Consider the following 17,712-nt stretch of genomic DNA (forward strand, 5'->3'; position numbering starts at 1 on the left):
GGCGCCTCCCCGAACCCAGACTGAGGCCGCCATGACCGAGATCGTCGACATCACCGCCCGCGAAATCCTCGATTCCCGGGGCAATCCGACGGTGGAGGTGGACGTCGTCCTCGAGGACGGCTCGATGGGCCGGGCCGCCGTGCCCTCCGGCGCCTCGACCGGCGCCCACGAAGCGGTGGAGAAGCGCGACGGCGACAAGTCCCGCTACCTCGGCAAGGGCGTCTCGCAGGCCGTCGACGCGGTGAACGGCGAGATCTTCGACGCGCTTTCCGGCCAGGACGCCGAGGACCAGCGCCGCATCGACCGGATGCTGATCGAACTGGACGGCACGCCGAACAAGAGCCGGCTGGGCGCCAACGCCATCCTGGGCGTGAGCCTGGCGGCCGCCAAGGCCGCGGCGGGCAGCGCCAACCTGCCGCTCTACAAGTACGTCGGCGGCGTCTCGGCCCGCATCCTGCCGGTGCCGCTGATGAACATCATCAACGGCGGCGCCCACGCCGACAATCCGATCGACGTGCAGGAGTTCATGATCCTGCCGAGCGGGGCAGACACCTTCGCCGAGGCGCTGCGGATGGGCGCGGAGATCTTCCACGCCCTGAAGAAGGCCCTGCACGACGCCGGCCACTCCACCAACGTCGGCGATGAGGGCGGCTTTGCGCCCAACCTGGCGAGCTCCCAGGAGGCGCTGAGCTTCATCATGAAGGCCGGCGAGGCGGCGGGCTACCGCCCCGGCGAGGACTTCGTGCTGGGCCTGGACGTGGCCTCCACCGAGTTCTTCAAGTCCGGCAAGTATGTGATGGAAGGCGAGGGCAAGACCCTCGATCCGGCCGGCATGGTCGACTACCTGGAGGCCCTGGTCGGCCAGTTCCCCATCGTCTCCATCGAGGACGGCTGCGCCGAGGACGACTTCGACGGCTGGAAGCTGCTGACCGACCGGCTGGGCGGGCGCGTGCAGCTGGTGGGCGACGACCTGTTCGTCACCAACCCGGCCCGCCTGTCCGACGGCATCAGCCGCGGCCTGGCGAACTCGATCCTGGTGAAGGTCAACCAGATCGGGACCTTGTCGGAAACTCTTGACGCGGTGAACATGGCCCACCGGGCCGCCTACACCGCCGTCATGAGCCACCGCTCGGGCGAGACCGAGGACTCCACCATCGCCGACCTGGCGGTCGCCACCAACTGCGGCCAGATCAAGACCGGCTCGCTCTCGCGCTCCGACCGCATGGCCAAGTACAACCAGCTACTGCGCATCGAAGAGGAACTCGCCGACCAGGCCCTCTACGCTGGCCGCGGCGCGATCCGGGCGAGCTAGGCTTCACCACAAGGGCGCCGCAATCTAGGCTTGCAGGGGCGGTTGAAGGGCCGCCCCCCTTTGCCGAGCACGCCCATGCTGATCGCCGTTCTCTTCGCCGCCGCCTTGATGCTGGCGCCGGCGCCCGCCTCGACCGAGGGACGGGCGCTCGTCGCGCGTATGGAGCAGGAGCTGGCCGCCGTTCGGGCCCGCCACGCGCAGGCGCCGCCGAAGGACGACGTGGAACGCCTCCAACGGCTTGGCGAACTAGACCAGGTCCTCCGCCAGATCGTCGTCCACGCCGAGTTCTCGGCCATCCCAGAAGCCGACCGAGTCGCGGCGCGAGAGGCCGCCGGAGCCCTCATCGATAGCGTCGACCGCGAGAACCAGGCGGCGCTGGTCGCCATGCTGCCGCCGGAGGGGTGGTTCTACGAGAGCCGCTACGGACGTCCGGCCGCGCAGGCCGCCTTCCACGTCGTGCAGCATGCCGATACCGAGTTGCAGCGGCGGTTCCTACCGATCCTCGCCGAGCTGGTCCCGAAGGGCGAAGTCGAGGGGCAGAGCTACGCCCTGATGTACGACCGGGTGGCGATGGCCGAGGGAAGGCCGCAGCGCTACGGCTCCCAGTTCCGCTGCGAAGACGGTCGCTGGACAGTCTATCGGATCGAGGATCCCGCTCAGCTCGACGCTCTTCGGCAGACGATGGGGCTCGGACCGTTCGCGGAGATGAAGGCGCAGGTGGACAAGCTGCCGCCCTGCCTGGAGCCTGCTAGGCGCTGAGCTCCAGCCCGAGTTCGCGCCGCAGATGCGCGCGACAGGCGCTCTCGAGGCGTTGGGGCCACGTGACCCCGGCGCTTTCGGCCAGCCTCCGCGCCCTCGGAAGGAACGCCGCGGCGAGGCCGACGCTGGCCGCCAGGGCCGATTCGCGTGTTGCGGCAGGGCTCGGCAGGCTCGCAAGCACGGCGATGTCCTCCGGCGGCAGCACCCGCGACAGGCTCTTGGCGCCGGGCGGGGCCGCGGGGTTCTGCTCGGCGACCATCAGCTCGATCAGCAAACCGCGCAGCAGCCCGTTCCCGGTGACGGCTCCGACATAGTCGCGCCGGCCGAGCGCGACAGGCGCCAGGGCCAGCACGCGCAGGAACTCCTCGACGATCCGCTCGACGGCCTCGGGCCTGAGGGTACGGGCCGGCGGGTGCGGGGGCAGCGCCTCGTAGACGCCAGCGCGGTCCAGCAGCGGCCGGGCGCGGTCGCGGCTGAGGCCCAGTCGGTCCGGCGCGGCGATGGTCAGGTCGAAGCGCAGCCACTCAGGCGTGATGGCGTGGAACAGCGGGTAGGGCGGGTGGACCTGTCTCCATAGCACTACCTCGGTCAGCGCCTCCAACCACGACCGTGCCTCCGCGACCATGTCCGGCAGGTCGCTCGGAGCGACCACCATGACGGTGTCGATGTCGCTGTATGCGTCAGCCTCTGCCGTCGCGAGGCTGCCGGTCAGGAGGAATGCAAGGACGCGCGGGTCCGCACGGGCGGCTTCCGTCGCAGCCCCAAGGAGGTCGTCTCGGGTCATGGCGGAAGGCTCGTCGCCGGCCGAGCCCGGCGCAATCGAGTTCTAGGCCCGCGCCTTGTGAGCGGAGATCACGACCTCCTTGCTGTCGTGCGGTTCGTGGCCGTCTGCAGGCTCAGCAGAGCCTGCGCCATCGCGGCGCCTTCGTGGTCTTCGTGTTTCAATGGCGGCCGCCGGATCGAACCGCGCTTGGTGGTTCTGGTCGGCTCGATTCTTCCCCAACCTGGGCAGGGAAGTTGTACGGCTAAGCTTCGCGGTTAGCGTGGAATTAAGCATCACGGCGCAGGTTGGGCAGGCTGCTCCTCCCGCCGGATTCGACCCGTGATCGTCAGACTGCGTCCCTATCTGCCGACCGCCGCCCTGGCGTTCCTGATCTTCTACTTCGGCTTCCACGCCCTGACGGGCGAGCGGGGCTTGTTGTCGTCGCCGGTGCGGGACGCCGAGCTCTCCGCCAAGCGCCACGAGCTGGCCCTGCTGCAGGCCGAGCGGGCGGACCTGGAAGTGCGGGCCAAGCTGCTGCGCGATAGCAGCCTGTCACGCGATCTTCTCGAAGAGCGGGCCCGCTCCCTGCTAGGCTACAGCGATCCAAGAGACTATGTGATCCGCATCGAGCACTAGCCCGGAACCCGCCAGGGGCGGTCCCGAGTTAGGGCTCGCACATGGGTTCTGGGAGACGCCGATGGCGCGTGCGCGGCAGGCCGCGAAAGCCGAAGGATCGAAGGAGGCCCCCGAACGGGCCGCCGACAAGGACGAGCTTCTCAAATACTACCGGGACATGCTGCTGATCCGCCGCTTCGAGGAGCGGGCGGGGCAGCTCTACGGCATGGGCCTGATCGGCGGCTTCTGCCACCTCTACATCGGCCAGGAGGCGATCGCGGTCGGCGTCCAGGCGGTGCAGGAGGAGGGCGATCAGGTCATCACCGGCTACCGCGACCACGGCCACATGCTGGCCTGCGGGATGGACCCGCGCGAGGTGATGGCCGAGCTCACCGGCCGCGAGGGCGGCTCGTCCAAGGGCAAGGGCGGGTCGATGCACATGTTCTCGACCCAGGCCGGCTTCTACGGCGGCCACGGCATCGTCGGGGCGCAGGTGAGCCTGGGCACCGGTCTGGCCTTCGCCAACCGCTACAAGCAGAACGGCAAGGTCGCGTTCGTCTATTTCGGGGACGGGGCGGCCAACCAGGGCCAGGTCTACGAGAGCTTCAATATGGCCGAGCTGTGGAGCCTGCCGGCCGTCTACATCATCGAGAACAACCAGTACGCCATGGGCACGTCCATCGAGCGCTCCAGCTCGGAGACCCTGCTCTACAAGCGCGGCGCCTCGTTCCGCATTCCGGGCGAGGAGGTGGACGGGATGGACGTGCTGGCGGTGCGTGACGCCGCCCGTAAGGCCGCCGAGCACGCCCGCAGCGGCGAGGGGCCCTACATCCTGGAGATGAAGACCTACCGCTACCGCGGCCACTCGATGAGCGATCCGGCCAAGTACCGCACCCGCGAGGAAGTGGACGAGGTCCGCAAGACGCGCGACCCGATCGACCATCTGCGTGAGATGCTGGAGAAGCGCGGCTTCGCCGACGAGGCCGCGCTGCGCGAGATCGATTCCGAGGTGAAGGCCATCGTCGCCGACGCCGCCGAGTTCGCCCGCACCTCGCCCGAGCCCGACCCCTCGGAGCTCTACACCGACGTCTACGTGGAGGCGGCCCAGTGACCGACGTCCTGATGCCCGCCCTCTCGCCGACCATGGAGGAGGGCACCCTCGCCAAGTGGCACGTGAAGGTCGGCGACAAGGTCGCCGCCGGCGACGTGATCGCCGAGATCGAGACCGACAAGGCGACCATGGAGGTCGAGGCGGTCGACGACGGCGTTGTCGAGGAACTCCTCGTGGCCGAAGGGACCGAGGAGGTGAAGGTCAACACCCCCATCGCCCGCCTGGCCGGTGAGGGCGGGGCGGCCGCTCCGAAAAGCAACGGCGGCGCCGCGCCGGCCGCTGCCGAGGCGAAGCAGGAAGACACCGTCTCCGATCGCGCCTTCGCCAAGGAGCCGTCGGGCGACGAGGAGAAGAAGGGGCCCTCCGAGGCCAAGGGCGACCGGCCGGAGGGCGAGGGGCCGGCGGCCGTGCGCCCGCAAGCCGAGCCGCTGAAGGATCCGGAACTGCCGGAGGGCGCCAAGATGGTCCGCCAGACCGTCCGCGACGCCCTGCGCGACGCCATGGCCGAGGAGATGCGCCGCGACGAGGCGGTGTTCCTGATGGGCGAAGAGGTCGCCCAGTACCAGGGCGCCTACAAGGTCTCCCGCGACCTGCTGCAGGAGTTCGGCGACCGCCGCGTCGTGGACACGCCCATCACCGAACACGGCTTCGCCGGGCTGGGCGTCGGCGCGTCGATGGCGGGCCTGAAGCCGATCGTCGAGTTCATGACCTGGAACTTCGCCATGCAGGCGATCGACCAGATCATCAACTCGGCGGCCAAGACCAACTACATGTCCGGCGGCCAGATCCGCTGCCCCGTGGTGTTCCGCGGCCCGAACGGCGCCGCCGCCCGGGTGGCGGCCCAGCACAGCCAGGACTACGCCGCCTGGTACGGCCACGTGCCGGGGCTGAAGGTGATCGCGCCGTATGACGCCGCCGACGCGAAGGGGCTTCTGAAGGCGGCCATCCGCGACCCGAACCCCGTGGTCTTCCTGGAGCACGAGATGCTCTACGGCCAGGAGTTCGACGTGCCGGAAGTGGAGGACTGGGTCCTGCCGATCGGCAAGGCCAAGGTCCGCCGCGAGGGGAACGGGGTCACCCTCGTGGCCTACTCCCGGATGGTGGGCCTGGCGCTGAAGGCGGCCGAGGAGCTGGCCGCCGAGGGGCTTGAGGCGGAGGTGGTCGACCTTCGCAGCATCCGGCCGCTTGACCACGAAACCGTCGTCGAGAGCGTCAAGAAGACCAACCGCATCGTCACCGTCGAGGAAGGCTGGGGCCCGATGGGCGTCGGCGCCGAGGTGATCGCCCGGGTGATCGAGCACGCCTTCGACTATCTGGACGCCCCGCCGGCGCGGGTCTGCCAGGAGGACGTGCCGCTGCCCTACGCAGCCAACCTCGAGGCCCTGTCGCTGCCGTCGGTCGAGAAGATCGTGAAGGCCGCCAAGGCGGTGAGCTATCGTGGCTAGCGGCCAGGACGCCTTCACCTGGCGCGCCGGCGGCTGCCACTGCGGCGGGGTGCGGTTCGAGGTCTGCCTGCCGGCCGAGGTCGAGGCCCAGACCTGCAACTGCTCCATGTGCGCCAAGTCGGGCTTCGTGCACGTGATCGTGCCGGAGAGCCGGTTCCGCCTGACCAGGGGCGCCGAGCGGCTGGCCGAGTACACGTTCAACACGCGGGTGGCGCGGCACCTGTTCTGCTCCGAGTGCGGCATCAAGAGCTTCTACCGCCCGCGCTCGAACCCCGACGGCTGGAGCGTCAACGCCCGCTGCCTGGACGACACCGAGGGGCTGACGCTGAACATCGCCGCCTTCGACGGCCAGAACTGGGAAGCCAACGCCGCCGAACTCGCCCATCTGTCCAAGGAGTTCTCATGAGCGAGCTCGCGGGCCGGTGCCATTGCGGGGCGATCAAGGTGCTGCTGCATCCGGCCAGAACGCCCGAAGAGTTGCCGCTAAGGGCCTGTCAGTGCGGGTTTTGCCGCCGGCACGGTGCGGCGACGACCTCGGATCCCGAGAGCCGCCTGTTCATCGAGGCCGCGCCCGGCGCGCTGACCCGCTACCGGTTCGGACGAAAGCAGGTGGATGCGCTGATCTGCGCCGAGTGCGGGGTCTATGTGGCCTCCTACCTGCCGCTGAACGGCCGCGGCCTGGCCACGCTGAACGCCTGGGGCGCGGGCCTGGAGGCCTTCCAGGGCCGTACGCCCGAGCCTGTCACCTACGATGACGAGACCGACGAGGAGAAGCTGGCCCGCCGCAGGGCCCGCTGGACCCCGACCGAGCTCGTCGAAGCCATGCCGAGCGCCTGAGCCATGCCGATCGATGTCCTGATGCCCGCTCTGTCGCCCACCATGGAGGAGGGCGCGCTCGCCAAGTGGCACGTCAAGGTGGGCGACAAGGTCTCCGCCGGCGACGTGATCGCCGAGATCGAGACCGACAAGGCGACCATGGAGGTCGAGGCGGTCGACGAGGGCGTGGTCGAGGAGATCCTCGTTCCCGAAGGGACCGAGGAGGTGAAGGTCAACACCCCCATCGCCCGGCTGAGCGGCGAGGGGCGCGCGGCTGCGCCTGCAAAGGCCGAGTCTGCGCCAAGCGCCCCCTCCACCGCTTCGCGGTCCCCCTCCCCCGCGAGCGGGGGAGGAGAGAAAGAACAGGCTCCTGCGCCCAGATCCTCACCCGTCGCGAAGACGACGGGGGAGGGGGACCAGCCGAAGGCTGGTGGAGGGGGCGCGCGCATCTTCGCCTCGCCGCTGGCCCGGCGGATCGCCGAGCAGAAGGGGATCGACCTCTCCGCGATCCAGGGTTCGGGCCCGCACGGCCGGATCATCAAGGCCGACGTGGAGAAGGCCCAGCCGGGTGCGGCGAAACCAGCCCAGAAGCCTGCCGGAGCTCCGGCGGCGCGCGGCGAGCCGCGGCCGGTCCAGTCGCTGCAGCAGATGGGCATCCCGGAAGGCAGCTACGACCTGATCCCGCTGGACGGCATGAGGAAGACGGTCGCCCGGCGGATGACCGACAGCTTCCGGGACGTGCCGCACTTCCCGCTGAACATCGACCTGGAGATCGACCGGCTGCTGGAGGCGAGGAGCCGGATCAACGCCATGCTCGAGAAGGAGGGCGTGAAGGTCAGCGTCAACGACATGGTGATCAAGGCCGCGGCCATCGCCCTGAAGCGGGTGCCGGAGGCCAACGCCTCCTATTCGCCCGAAGGCATCGCCATGCACCACCACGCCGACATCGCCATGGCCGTGGCGGTGGAAGGCGGGCTGATCACGCCGATCATCCGCCGGGCCGAAGAGAAGGGGCTGGCCCAGATCGCCCGGGAGGCCAAGGACCTGGCCGAGCGCGCGCGGTCCCGCAAACTGAAGCCCGAGGAGTTCCAGGGCGGCACCTTCTCGATCTCCAACCTCGGCATGTTCGGGATCAAGAGCTTCGCCTCGATCATCAACGAGCCGCAGGGGGCGATCCTGTCGGTAGGCGCCGGCGAGAAGCGGCCCGTGGTGCGCGGCGACCAGTTGGCCATCGCTACGGTGATGAGCGTCACGCTCACCTGCGATCACCGCGTGGTGGACGGGGCGACCGGCGCGCGCTGGCTGGCGGCCTTCAAGCCGCTGATCGAAGACCCCCTGACGATGATCGTCTAAGCCGGAGCGCACATGGCAACAGAGTTCGATGTCATCGTCATCGGCGCCGGTCCGGGCGGCTACGTCACCGCCATCCGCTCGGCTCAGCTGGGCCTGAAGACCGCCATCGTGGAGCGCGAGGCGCTGGGCGGGGTCTGCCTCAACTGGGGCTGCATCCCGACCAAGGCCCTGCTCAAGAGCGGTGAGGTCTACGAGCAGCTGGGCCACCTGAAGGACTACGGCCTGGCCGCCGAGAACCGCAGCTTCGACTTCTCCGGCATCGTCGAGCGCTCGCGCAAGGTCGCCGCCCAGCTCAACGCCGGCGTCGGCTTCCTGATGAAGAAGCACAAGATCGAGGTGATCGACGGCTCGGCCAAGCTCGAGAAGGGCGATCCCGCGCCCAAGGTGGTGGTCGCCCTGAAGAAGGGCGGCGCGCGCACCGTCCAGGCAAAGCACGTGATCCTGGCCACCGGCGCGCGGGCGCGGACCATTCCCGCCGCCGGCCTGGAGCCGGACGGCGAGCTGATCTGGACCTATCGCGAGGCGATGGTCCCGAAGGCCTGCCCCAAGTCGCTGATCGTCGTGGGATCCGGCGCGATCGGGATCGAATTCGCCAGCTTCTACAGAGCGTTGGGCGCGGAAGTTACGGTCATTGAGGCGCTGCCGCGAGTGCTGCCCGTGGAGGACGAGGAGGTCTCCAAGGCCGCCCAGAAGGCGTTCGAGAAGCGGGGGATCAAGTTCCGTATCGGCGCCTCCGTGAAGAAGCTGTCCAAGGGCAAGGACGGCGTCACGGTCGAGCTCGAGGCGGGCGGGAAGGCGGAAACCCTGAAGGCCGAGCGGGCCATCGTCGCCGTCGGGATCACCGGCAATGTCGAGGACCTGGGCCTGGAGGCGGTCGGCGCCAAGGTCGAGAAGGGCCACATCGTCACCGACGCCCACGGCGGGACCGGCGTTCCCGGCCTCTACGCCATCGGCGACGTCGCCGGCCCGCCCTGGCTGGCCCACAAGGCGAGCCACGAGGGCGTCCACTGCGTCGAGCACATCGCCGGCTTCCCCGCGGCCAACCTGACGGCGCCGATCCCCGGCTGCACCTACTCCCAGCCGCAGGTCGCCTCGGTGGGGCTGACGGAGGCGCAGGCGAAGGAGAAGGGGATCAAGACCAAGATCGGGCGCTTCCCCTTCAAGGTGAACGGCAAGGCCATCGCCTCAGGCGAGACCGAGGGGTTCGTGAAGACCATCTTCGACGAGGCCACCGGCGCCCTGATCGGCGCGCACATGATCGGGGCCGAGGTCACCGAGATGATCCAGGGCTACGCCCTGGCCATCACCATGGAGGCCACCGAAGCCGAGCTGCACGCCACCGTCTATCCGCACCCGACGATGAGCGAAGCCATGCACGAGGCCGCCCTCGACGCCTTCGGACGGGTCCTGCACATCTGACGTCAGCGCCGCCGCCGGCCCATCATGTCGTCCAGCGCCGGCCGGCCGGGGCCGGCGAACACCAGGTAGAGGAAGACGAAGCAGTAGAGGATGGCCGCATCGCCGCCGTTGGAGAGCGGGTAGGGGCCCTGCGGCGCGTGGAACATCCAGTAGGCCACGGCCATCTCGCCGGCCAGGATGAAGGCCACGGGACGGGTGAACAGGCCGAGCACGATCAGCGCTCCGCCGACCAGTTCCAGGAGCCCGCCGATGCCCATCAGCGACATCAGCGGCGGGTTGACCGGCTGGCCCTCGCCGGGCGGCGGGAAGCCGAGCAGCTTGGAGCTGCCATGTTCGAGGAAGATCAGGCCCGTGACGATGCGAAGGACGCCGAGCATCCACGGTGCGTACGCGGAAAGGCCGCCCATGCGGGTCTCCTTTCGGCTGGAGGGATCCCAAACTCAGGCGGAGCCATAAGGCGCCGCTTTCCTAAGACGCACAAGGCCGTGCTTCGATCCCTCGGCTAGGCCGCCCGGCTGTTGCCCTCGGCCTTGGCCATGCGCTCGACGGCCACGTAGTCGGTCTTGCCGGTGCCGAGGACGGGGACCTCCGGCACGCGGATGATCTTGCGCGGCACCGCGATCTCCGGCGCGCCGATCGCCTGGGCGTGGGCGAGCAGGGGGGCCGGGTCGGCGTCGCGCCGGTCGGTGACCAGCACCAGCCGCTCGCCCTTCTTCGGGTCCGGCATGGCGATGACCGCGTGGCGGCAGTCCGGCCAGACGGAGACCGCCAGGTCCTCGGCGGCGGTCAGCGAGATCATCTCGCCGCCCACCTTGGCGAAGCGCTTCACCCGCCCGAGGATGGTGATCCACTGGTCCTCGGTCATCGAGACCACGTCGCCGGTGTCGTGCCAGCCCCCCGCCGGGGGCTCGATGGTCCCGCCCGGCGCCAGGTAGCCGGCCATCACGTTCGGGCCGCGCACCAGCAGCTTGCCGCCGCCGGGGATGCCCTCGACCGGCTCGAGCCGCGTCTCCATGCCGGGCAGCAGGCCGCCGACGGTGCCGCGGCGGTTGTCGGTGGGCTTGTTCACCGCGATCACCGGCGAGGCCTCGGTCGCGCCGTAGCCCTCCAGCAGGGGGATCGGCCCGAACCGCTCGGTGATCAGGTTATGGGTCTCCTCGCGCACCTTCTCGGCGCCGCAGACGACGAACTGCAGGCCCGAGAGCTCGTCCCGCTCGGCGGCGCGGGCGTACTGGTTCACGAAGGTGTCGGTGGCCAGCAGGATCGAGGCCTTGGAGTCCTTCACCAGCGGCGGGATCTGCTTCACATGCAGGGGCGAGGGGTACTGGAACGCCTTCATGCCCGTCAGGATCGGCAGCAGTACGCCGCCGGTGAGGCCGAAGCAGTGGAACACCGGCAGCGGATTGAACATCACCCAGGCCGGATCGAGTTCGATGTGGGCCTCGATCTGGCGCACGTTGGCGATCAGGTTGGACTGGCTGAGCACCACCCCTTTGGGGGCGCCGAAGCTGCCGGAGGTGAACAGGATGACGCCGGGGTCGGATGGCCTGGTCGCAACCCGGAACTGCTTGGGGAAGGCGCCGGCCGCGGCGGCGAACAGCTTGTCGGCCATTCCCACCGTGTTGCGCACGTCCTCCAGGTAGGTGATGGCCGCAATGGGCTCGAGGGCGTCGATCAGGTCGTGAAGCTTGCCCTGCTCGACGAAGCGGTGGGAGGTCAGCACCCGCTTCACCCCCGCCAGCTCGCAGGCCGACTTCAGGCTGCGGATCCCGGCCGTGAAGTTCAGCATGGTGGGGATGCGGCCGAACGCGTGCAGGGCGAAGAAGGTCACGACGCCGCCGGCGCTCGACGGCAGCATGACCCCGACCCGCTCGCCCTTCTCGGTCATCGCGGCGAGCTTGCGGCCCAGCGCGAAGCTCGCGCGGATCAGGTCGAGGTAGGAGAGGGGATTCCGCTCCTGGTCCTCCAGGATCGGCTTCTTGGCGCCGAATCGCGCGCTCGCTTCCAGGAGCGCGTCGAACACCGAGCGTTCGCTGTCCTTCGGATTGAAGGCGTGGGGCAAGAGGACTTTCCTCCCGGCGCTTCGGCCGTGTTTTCGCGTTGGCGAGAACCTATCGCTCGCGTGATAGGATGAAAAGAAGCGTTACAGACCGTGAGGTCGGAGGCGGGATGGAAAAGGTGGTCGGCGTCGGCGGCGTGTTCTTCCGGGCCAGGGATCCCCAGGGTCTGGCGCGCTGGTATGAAGAGCACCTCGGGATTACTGGCGGCGAGGCGATCTGGTCGCAGGCGGCTGGGCCCACCGTCTTCGCGCCGTTCAAGGCCGACAGCGACTACTTCCCCGCGGACAAGCAGTGGATGATGAACTTCCGCGTCGGCGATCTGGACGCGCTGCTGGCGCAGCTCCGCGCGGCCGGAATCGACGCCGAGACCCGCGCCGAGTGGGACGATCCGCAGGTCGGCCGCTTTGCGAGGATCCACGACCCCGAGGGCAACCCCATCGAGCTGTGGGAGCCGGCGGCGGGGCCGTGACGACGTAGGGGATTGATCGGCCCGCCTTGAGCGACGATTTAAGCCCTCATGGCCGTCGTCATCGACACCGTGGGCCAACCGCGGCCCCGACACCCCGAAAAGCAGAACCGGCCCGACAGCCCGCTGCTTCGAAAGCCCGAGTGGCTGCGCGTGCGCGCGCCCGGCTCGCCCGGCTATTCCGCCACGCGCGACATCGTCCGGGCCAACCGCCTGACCACGGTCTGCGAGGAGGCGGCCTGTCCGAACATCGGCGAGTGCTGGAGCCAGAGCCACGCCACCTTCATGATCATGGGGGAGATCTGCACGCGGGCCTGCGCCTTCTGCAACGTGGCGACCGGCAAGCCGGGGCCGCTGGATCCCTCCGAACCCGAGCGGGTCGCCGAGGCGGTCCGCAAGATGGGCCTGAAGCACGTGGTGGTGACCTCGGTCGACCGGGACGACCTGGCCGACGGCGGCGCCGCCCACTTCGCCGCTGTGGTGCGGGCGATCCGCGCCGCGTCGCCGGCCACGACCATCGAGATCCTGACGCCGGACTTCCACCGCAAGGGCGCGGCCCCCGAGGTGGTGATCGAATCGCGGCCCGATGTGTTCAACCACAACCTGGAGACCGTGCCGCGGCTCTACCTCTCGATCCGTCCCGGCGCGCGCTACTACCACTCGCTGCGGCTGCTGGAGCGGGTGAAGGAGCAGGACCCGGTCCAGTTCACCAAGTCCGGCCTGATGGTCGGCCTCGGCGAGACCAAGGAAGAGGTGATGCAGGTGATGGACGACATGCGTTCGGCCGGCGTCGACTTCATCACCATCGGCCAATACCTGCAGCCGACGCGCAAGCACGCGCCCATCGACCGGTTCTGGCATCCGGACGAGTTCAAGGCCCTGGAGGAGATCGCCAAGGCCAAGGGCTTTCTGATGGTCTCGGCCAGCCCGCTGACCCGCTCCTCCCACCACGCCGGCGAGGACTTCGCCCGCCTGCAGGCCGCGCGCCGGGCCAGGGAAGCGGCCGCTTGAAGCCGCTGCGCCACGACCTGGTGAAGGTGCTGCCCTACACGCCCGAGCAGCTGTTCAAGCTGGTCGGCGACGTGGCCGCCTATCCGGAATTCGTGCCCTGGATCAAGGCCATGCGGACCTGGAACGCCCGCGAGGCGGCGCCGGGGATCGACACCCTCGACGCCGAGGCCACCGTCGGCTTCAAGCTGCTGAACGAGCGGTTCTCCACCCGTGTGCGGCGCGATTCGATGCTGAAGCGCATCGACGTGAACCTGATCTCCGGGCCGTTCCACACGCTGGTGAACAACTGGGCCTTCTATCCCGACCCGGGCGGGACGCGGGTCGAGTTCCACATCGAGTTCGCCTTCAAGTCCCGCATCCTCGAGACCCTGCTGGCCGCCAACTTCCACCATGCGGTGGACCGGCTGATGCATTGCTTCGAGGCCCGGGCGAAGAAGCTCTATGGCGCCAGCGCGCAAGCGGCGCAGTAGCCGAAGTGCGGGGTGACAGGTAGCGCCGTGCCGGCGCACCAGTCACCGGAGAGCGTCGGTGACTGGTTGGGCGCATGCCCTACCTGTCACCCATCGCCGCCACGATCCCTCAGCTGATCCGGTCGCGCAGGGCCTGCAGGGCCGATTGGACTGCGGCCAACTGGATCTCCTCGCGGGTCTCGCCGTCGAACAGCTCGGCCTTGTGCATCAGCGCCTGATTGGAGCGGGCGGTGGCGATGTGGACGGTGCCCACCGGCTTCATCGGGGTGCCGCCGCCGGGGCCGGCGATGCCGGTCACCGAGACCGCCAGGTGGGCGTTGGAGTTCTCCAGGGCGCCTTCGGCCATCATCCGGGCCACCGGTTCGGAGACGGCGCCGAGGTCGGCGATCAGGTCGCCGGGCACGCCCAGCAGCTCCTGTTTGGCGCGGTTGGTGTAGGCGACGAAGCCCCGCTCGAAGACGTCGGACGCTCCGGCGACGGAGCAGATGGCGCCGGCGACGAGGCCGCCGGTGCAGCTTTCGGCGGTGACGATGCGCAAGGACCGCTCCCGCGCCTCGTCGATCAGCAGCCGCGCCAGGGTCACGATCTCCAGGGAAAACATTTCCGACGGCTCCCACAGGCGCTAGGCAAGCGCAAAGCCAGACCACAACATCGGCTCCGCCGCAGATTCAAGCCCCCGGACGCCCATGACAGTCATTGAAGCCGGCGCGAAGCCGGCCGCATCGATCTCGCCCGCGCTGTTCGCGGTGACGGTGTTCGCGAGCGCGGGGCTGGTGTTCATGGTCCAGCCGATGGTGGCCAAGCTGGTGCTGCCGCTGCTCGGCGGTTCGCCGTCGGTGTGGAACACCTCCATCGCCTTCTTCCAGGCGGCGCTGCTGGCCGGCTACGGCTACGCCCACCTGCTGCAGCGGGTGAGTTCGGTGCGGCGACAGGCGATGATCCATGCCGCGGCGCTGCTCGTCGCGGCCCTGGCGCTGCCGCTCCGCGTCAGCGAGCTGGCGGGGCCGCCGAGCTCGGAGCATCCGAGCCTCTGGCTGCTGGCCGTGCTGGCGCTCTCCATCGGCGCGCCGTTCGCGGTGCTGTCGGCGACGGCGCCGCTGGTGCAGGCCTGGCATGCGCGCGTGTTCCGCGCCCAGGGCGGGCCCGAGCCCTATGTCCTCTACGCCGCCAGCAACCTGGGCAGCCTGATCGCCCTGCTGGCCTACCCGCTGATCATCGAGCCCACCACGACCGTGCAGGGCCAGAGGTACGGCTGGAGCCTGGGGTACGTCGCCTTCGCCCTGCTGATGAGCGCTCTGGCCTTCCGCGCTGGCCGCAGCGCCGCGGAGGCGCCGACGGCCAGCGCCGAGCTCCCGGCCGCGCCGCCGGCGAGCTGGCCCAGGCGCCTGGCCTGGATGGCGCTCGCCGGCGTGCCGTCCAGCCTCATGCTGGGGGTCACGACCCACCTGACCACCGACGTCGCCTCGGCGCCCTTCCTGTGGGTGCTGCCGCTGGCGCTCTACCTGGCCACCTTCATCATCGCCTTCTCGGAGAAGCCGGCGATCTCGCCCGGCGTGGCGCTCGTCCTCCACGCCATCGCCGTCGCGGCCTGCGCGGCCATGCTGCCGTTCAAGACCTCCAACTTCCTGCTCCAGATGGCCGTCCATCTGGCGGCCTTCTTCTTCACCGCCCTGATCTGCCACCAGCGGCTGGTCTCGCTGCGGCCGGCGCCGGAGCGGCTGACCGAGTTCTACTTCTACATGTCGCTGGGCGGCGTGCTGGGCGGGGCGTTCAACGCCTTCGCCGCCCCGGTGATCTTCCCGAGCGTCTATGAGTACCCGCTGATGCTGGTGCTGGGATGCCTGGCCCGGCCGTGGGGCGGCCGCATCGCCCTCTGGCGCTGGTTCGTCTTCCTGGTGGGGATCGCGGCGGCCTATGCGGCGGGGATCATCGTCCAGTCCGAGGGGTTCGACGAGAACGTCAAGCTGCTGCTGGGGATCGTGGCGCTCTGCGCGCTGATCAACAGCGGCCGGGCCCTGCTGTTCTTCGCGCTGATCGGAGCCATCTCGGTGGCCGCCGAGCTGGTCGGCGACCGGGTCGACACCCGGCAGAGCTGGCGCAGCTTCTTCGGCGTCCTGCGCCAGTCGCAGATGCCGGTGCCTGGGGTCGGCGTGGTCAAGATGCTGTCCCACGGCACCACCATGCACGGGGCCCAGGCGACCCATCCCGACTACGACTGCCGGCCGTTCACCTACTACGCCCTGGAGACGCCCATCGGGCAGGTGTTCCTGGCCGGGCGCGAGAAGCCGCATCCGCTGACCATCGGCGCGGTCGGCCTGGGGACCGGCGCGGTCTCGGCCTACACCCGGCCGGGCGATGTTCTGACGTTCTACGAGATCGACCCGCTGGTGAAACGGATCGCCACCGACCCGAAGAACTTCACCTACATCTCCACCTGCGCCGAAGGGCGGATCGACTATGTCATCGGCGACGCGCGCCTGACGCTCCAGAAGGAGCCGAAGGACAAGTTCGACATCCTGCTGATCGACGCCTTCTCGTCCGACGCCGTGCCGGCCCACCTGCTCACCGTCGAGGCGGTGAGGAGCTATCTCGATCGACTGAAGCCGGACGGCGTGCTGATCCTGCACCTGTCGAACCGCAACCTGGCGCTCGCCGAGCCGGCCGCCGCCGTCGTCAAGGCCGCGGGCGGGCAGGGGTTGATGCAGGTCTACTATCACGACCAGAGCAACCCATTGATGTGGGCCTCCAGCGTTGAGGCGATGATCGCCGGCAAGACGCCCGAGGCGCTCGCCCCCTACCGCAACGATCCGAGATGGTCGGCGATCGACGATGCGGGCGTGCGCCCCTGGACCGACGACTACACCAACCTGCCGGGCGCGCTTTACGCCCAGATGAAGTCGCGGATGGACTGGCTGCCCTAGGCCGGCGTCTCCACCGTCGCCACGGCCTGGGCCAGCAGGCCTTCGCCACGGCCGGTGAAGCCCATGCCTTCGGTCGTTGTGGCCTTCACGCTGATGCGGTCCAGCGGCAGGTCGAGGATCTCGGCGATGCGGGCGCGCATCGCGTCCCGGTGGGGGCCGATGCGGGGGCGTTCGCAGACGAGGGTGACGTCCACCGCCAGGATGCGCCCGCCGCGGCCGGCGATGCGTTCGGCGGCGTGGCGCAGGAAGCGGTCGGACGAAGCGCCGCGCCATTGCGGGTCCGACGGCGGGAAGTGCTGGCCGATGTCGCCGTCGCCGACCGCGCCCAGCAGGGCGTCGGTGAGGGCGTGCAGGCCCGCGTCGGCGTCGGAGTGGCCGACCAGCCCCTGGTCGTGGGCGATCTCGACGCCGCACAGCCAGAGGCGGTCGCCGGGACCGAAGCGGTGGGCGTCGATCCCCTGGCCGACCCGGACGATGCGGGCCGCGCCCGCCAGCAGCTCGGCCATGGCGAAGTCCTCCGGATAGGTGAGTTTCATCAGCCGCGGATCGCCCGCCGTCAGGGCGATGCGCCCGCCGGCGCGCTCGACGACGGCGGCGTCGTCAGTGGGCTCGTCCGGGCCCGCCCAGGCGGCGTAGGCGCTGCGGATTTGCGCCACGCGGAACGCCTGCGGCGTCTGGGCCCGGAACAGCCCGTCCCGCGGGACGGTGGCTTCGACCCGCTCGTCCCGGGCGCGCTTCAGGGTGTCGGCGACGGGCAGGGCCGGGACGGCCCCGTCGGCGCTCTCGAGCGCAGACAAGAGCTCCGCGACATGGCGCGCCTCTAAGAACGGGCGGGCGGCGTCGTGGATCAGCACCGGCTCGTCGTCAGGGGCGTCGATGGCGGCCAGGCCGGCCTGAACGGAGAGCGCGCGGGTCGCCCCCCCGAGCACGGTGCGCCAGGCGCCGAGGCCGGCCAGGGCCGCCTCGGCCGCGTCGCGCGTTTCGTCCGAGACGGCGACGACCAGCTCGCGGGCGCCGGCGGCGAGCAGCGCCTCGGCCGACCAGCGCAGCACCGGCCGGCCGGCCACGGCGCGCAGGGTCTTGGGGCCGCCGGGGCCGGCGCGCAGGCCCGATCCGGCGGCGACGATGAGGCCGGTGAAACTCATGGCGCGGGTGTGTAGCACGGCGGCCCGGAAAGTGGGGCTTTACTGC

18 protein-coding genes are annotated in these 17,712 nt (G+C 69.8%); 13 read left to right on the plus strand and 5 right to left on the minus strand.

Features of this window, described 5'->3' with window-relative positions:
• The first annotated feature begins 31 nt into the window (after positions 1-31).
• Both eno and ACFSC0_RS16260 read left to right on the plus strand, forming a co-directional pair.
• On the plus strand, positions 32-1,312 hold the full coding sequence (eno, locus tag ACFSC0_RS16255; protein ID WP_377281917.1) for a phosphopyruvate hydratase: 1,281 nt from the start codon (positions 32-34) through the stop codon (positions 1,310-1,312).
• 75 nt (positions 1,313-1,387) lie between these two features.
• Positions 1,388-2,071: a DUF6624 domain-containing protein gene (locus ACFSC0_RS16260; RefSeq protein ID WP_377281918.1), complete on the plus strand. Its 684-nt coding sequence runs from the start codon at positions 1,388-1,390 to the stop codon at positions 2,069-2,071.
• Here ACFSC0_RS16260 and ACFSC0_RS16265 read toward each other — a convergent pair.
• Positions 2,061-2,855 carry an aminoglycoside 6-adenylyltransferase gene (locus tag ACFSC0_RS16265; RefSeq protein ID WP_377281919.1) on the minus strand — a complete coding sequence of 265 codons (795 nt, stop codon included), beginning with the start codon at positions 2,853-2,855 and terminating at the stop codon, positions 2,061-2,063. The genes ACFSC0_RS16260 and ACFSC0_RS16265 overlap by 11 nt on opposite strands.
• 318 nt (positions 2,856-3,173) lie before the next feature.
• Here ACFSC0_RS16265 and ACFSC0_RS16270 point away from each other — a divergent pair, with 318 nt between their 5' ends.
• The 7 genes from ACFSC0_RS16270 to lpdA all read left to right on the plus strand — a co-directional run bounded on the left by ACFSC0_RS16270 (position 3,174) and on the right by lpdA (position 9,593).
• Complete coding sequence (locus ACFSC0_RS16270; RefSeq protein WP_377281920.1) at positions 3,174-3,470, plus strand: FtsB family cell division protein; 297 nt, start codon at positions 3,174-3,176, stop codon at positions 3,468-3,470.
• A gap of 61 nt (positions 3,471-3,531) precedes the next feature.
• The gene (gene pdhA / locus ACFSC0_RS16275) at positions 3,532-4,560 is read left to right on the plus strand and encodes a pyruvate dehydrogenase (acetyl-transferring) E1 component subunit alpha (RefSeq protein WP_377281921.1); all 1,029 of its coding nucleotides are present in this window, start codon (positions 3,532-3,534) and stop codon (positions 4,558-4,560) included.
• Positions 4,557-6,005, plus strand: a complete 1,449-nt coding sequence (locus ACFSC0_RS16280; RefSeq protein ID WP_377281922.1) for a pyruvate dehydrogenase complex E1 component subunit beta — start codon at positions 4,557-4,559, stop codon at positions 6,003-6,005. The genes pdhA and ACFSC0_RS16280 overlap by 4 nt, the downstream gene beginning before the upstream one ends.
• Entirely contained in the window at positions 5,998-6,411 is a 414-nt protein-coding gene (locus ACFSC0_RS16285) for a GFA family protein (protein WP_377281923.1), read from the plus strand. The genes ACFSC0_RS16280 and ACFSC0_RS16285 overlap by 8 nt, the downstream gene beginning before the upstream one ends.
• The gene (locus ACFSC0_RS16290) at positions 6,408-6,842 is read left to right on the plus strand and encodes a GFA family protein (RefSeq protein ID WP_377281924.1); all 435 of its coding nucleotides are present in this window, start codon (positions 6,408-6,410) and stop codon (positions 6,840-6,842) included. The genes ACFSC0_RS16285 and ACFSC0_RS16290 overlap by 4 nt, the downstream gene beginning before the upstream one ends.
• Positions 6,843-6,845: 3 nt before the next feature.
• Positions 6,846-8,174, plus strand: coding sequence for a pyruvate dehydrogenase complex dihydrolipoamide acetyltransferase (locus ACFSC0_RS16295; RefSeq protein WP_377281925.1), 1,329 nt, complete (start codon positions 6,846-6,848; stop codon positions 8,172-8,174).
• 12 nt (positions 8,175-8,186) lie between these two features.
• Positions 8,187-9,593, plus strand: coding sequence for a dihydrolipoyl dehydrogenase (gene lpdA, locus ACFSC0_RS16300; RefSeq protein ID WP_377281926.1), 1,407 nt, complete (start codon positions 8,187-8,189; stop codon positions 9,591-9,593).
• Between the two features lie 2 nt (positions 9,594-9,595).
• Here lpdA and ACFSC0_RS16305 read toward each other — a convergent pair whose 3' ends face one another.
• Together ACFSC0_RS16305 and ACFSC0_RS16310 are read right to left on the minus strand one after the other, a co-directional pair.
• Positions 9,596-10,000: a DoxX family protein gene (locus tag ACFSC0_RS16305; RefSeq protein WP_377281927.1), complete on the minus strand. Its 405-nt coding sequence runs from the start codon at positions 9,998-10,000 to the stop codon at positions 9,596-9,598.
• 95 nt (positions 10,001-10,095) lie between these two features.
• Positions 10,096-11,655, minus strand: coding sequence for an AMP-binding protein (locus ACFSC0_RS16310; RefSeq protein ID WP_377281928.1), 1,560 nt, complete (start codon positions 11,653-11,655; stop codon positions 10,096-10,098).
• Positions 11,656-11,762: 107 nt separating this feature from the next.
• Here ACFSC0_RS16310 and ACFSC0_RS16315 point away from each other — a divergent pair, with 107 nt between their 5' ends.
• From ACFSC0_RS16315 to ACFSC0_RS16325, 3 genes are read left to right on the plus strand one after another with little or no spacing between them, the layout of a single operon-like run.
• On the plus strand, positions 11,763-12,122 hold the full coding sequence (locus ACFSC0_RS16315; protein ID WP_377281929.1) for a VOC family protein: 360 nt from the start codon (positions 11,763-11,765) through the stop codon (positions 12,120-12,122).
• Positions 12,123-12,170: 48 nt separating this feature from the next.
• Entirely contained in the window at positions 12,171-13,130 is a 960-nt protein-coding gene (gene lipA / locus ACFSC0_RS16320) for a lipoyl synthase (protein WP_377281930.1), read from the plus strand.
• Between the two features lie 5 nt (positions 13,131-13,135).
• Positions 13,136-13,600, plus strand: coding sequence for a type II toxin-antitoxin system RatA family toxin (locus ACFSC0_RS16325; RefSeq protein WP_377282275.1), 465 nt, complete (start codon positions 13,136-13,138; stop codon positions 13,598-13,600).
• Positions 13,601-13,709: 109 nt separating this feature from the next.
• On the opposite strand, the gene ACFSC0_RS16330 is transcribed toward ACFSC0_RS16325, so the two are convergent.
• Positions 13,710-14,201 carry a CinA family protein gene (locus tag ACFSC0_RS16330; protein ID WP_377281931.1) on the minus strand — a complete coding sequence of 164 codons (492 nt, stop codon included), beginning with the start codon at positions 14,199-14,201 and terminating at the stop codon, positions 13,710-13,712.
• Between the two features lie 85 nt (positions 14,202-14,286).
• On the opposite strand from ACFSC0_RS16330, the gene ACFSC0_RS16335 reads away from it, so the two are divergent.
• Positions 14,287-16,521 (plus strand): spermidine synthase, encoded by a 2,235-nt coding sequence (locus ACFSC0_RS16335; RefSeq protein ID WP_377281932.1) that lies wholly within the window; start codon positions 14,287-14,289, stop codon positions 16,519-16,521.
• On the opposite strand, the gene ACFSC0_RS16340 is transcribed toward ACFSC0_RS16335, so the two are convergent.
• Entirely contained in the window at positions 16,518-17,666 is a 1,149-nt protein-coding gene (locus ACFSC0_RS16340; RefSeq protein ID WP_377281933.1) for a bifunctional 2-C-methyl-D-erythritol 4-phosphate cytidylyltransferase/2-C-methyl-D-erythritol 2,4-cyclodiphosphate synthase, read from the minus strand. The genes ACFSC0_RS16335 and ACFSC0_RS16340 overlap by 4 nt on opposite strands.
• Between the last annotated feature and the right edge of the window lie 46 nt (positions 17,667-17,712).

This window comes from Phenylobacterium terrae (assembly GCF_042681205.1).
Taxonomy (GTDB): domain Bacteria; phylum Pseudomonadota; class Alphaproteobacteria; order Caulobacterales; family Caulobacteraceae; genus Phenylobacterium; species Phenylobacterium terrae.

Bases quoted from the DNA above. Each gene is read 5' to 3' on its own strand.
- eno (WP_377281917.1), top strand. From the start codon at position 32: ATGACCGAGATCGTCGACATCACCGCCCGCGAAATCCTCGATTCCCGG.
- ACFSC0_RS16260 (WP_377281918.1), top strand. From the start codon at position 1,388: ATGCTGATCGCCGTTCTCTTCGCCGCCGCCTTGATGCTGGCGCCGGCG.
- ACFSC0_RS16265 (WP_377281919.1), bottom strand. From the start codon at position 2,855: ATGACCCGAGACGACCTCCTTGGGGCTGCGACGGAAGCCGCCCGTGCG.
- pdhA (WP_377281921.1), top strand. From the start codon at position 3,532: ATGGCGCGTGCGCGGCAGGCCGCGAAAGCCGAAGGATCGAAGGAGGCC.
- ACFSC0_RS16290 (WP_377281924.1), top strand. From the start codon at position 6,408: ATGAGCGAGCTCGCGGGCCGGTGCCATTGCGGGGCGATCAAGGTGCTG.
- ACFSC0_RS16295 (WP_377281925.1), top strand. From the start codon at position 6,846: ATGCCGATCGATGTCCTGATGCCCGCTCTGTCGCCCACCATGGAGGAG.
- lpdA (WP_377281926.1), top strand. From the start codon at position 8,187: ATGGCAACAGAGTTCGATGTCATCGTCATCGGCGCCGGTCCGGGCGGC.
- ACFSC0_RS16305 (WP_377281927.1), bottom strand. From the start codon at position 10,000: ATGGGCGGCCTTTCCGCGTACGCACCGTGGATGCTCGGCGTCCTTCGC.
- ACFSC0_RS16315 (WP_377281929.1), top strand. From the start codon at position 11,763: ATGGAAAAGGTGGTCGGCGTCGGCGGCGTGTTCTTCCGGGCCAGGGAT.
- lipA (WP_377281930.1), top strand. From the start codon at position 12,171: ATGGCCGTCGTCATCGACACCGTGGGCCAACCGCGGCCCCGACACCCC.
- ACFSC0_RS16330 (WP_377281931.1), bottom strand. From the start codon at position 14,201: ATGTTTTCCCTGGAGATCGTGACCCTGGCGCGGCTGCTGATCGACGAG.
- ACFSC0_RS16335 (WP_377281932.1), top strand. From the start codon at position 14,287: ATGACAGTCATTGAAGCCGGCGCGAAGCCGGCCGCATCGATCTCGCCC.
- ACFSC0_RS16340 (WP_377281933.1), bottom strand. From the start codon at position 17,666: ATGAGTTTCACCGGCCTCATCGTCGCCGCCGGATCGGGCCTGCGCGCC.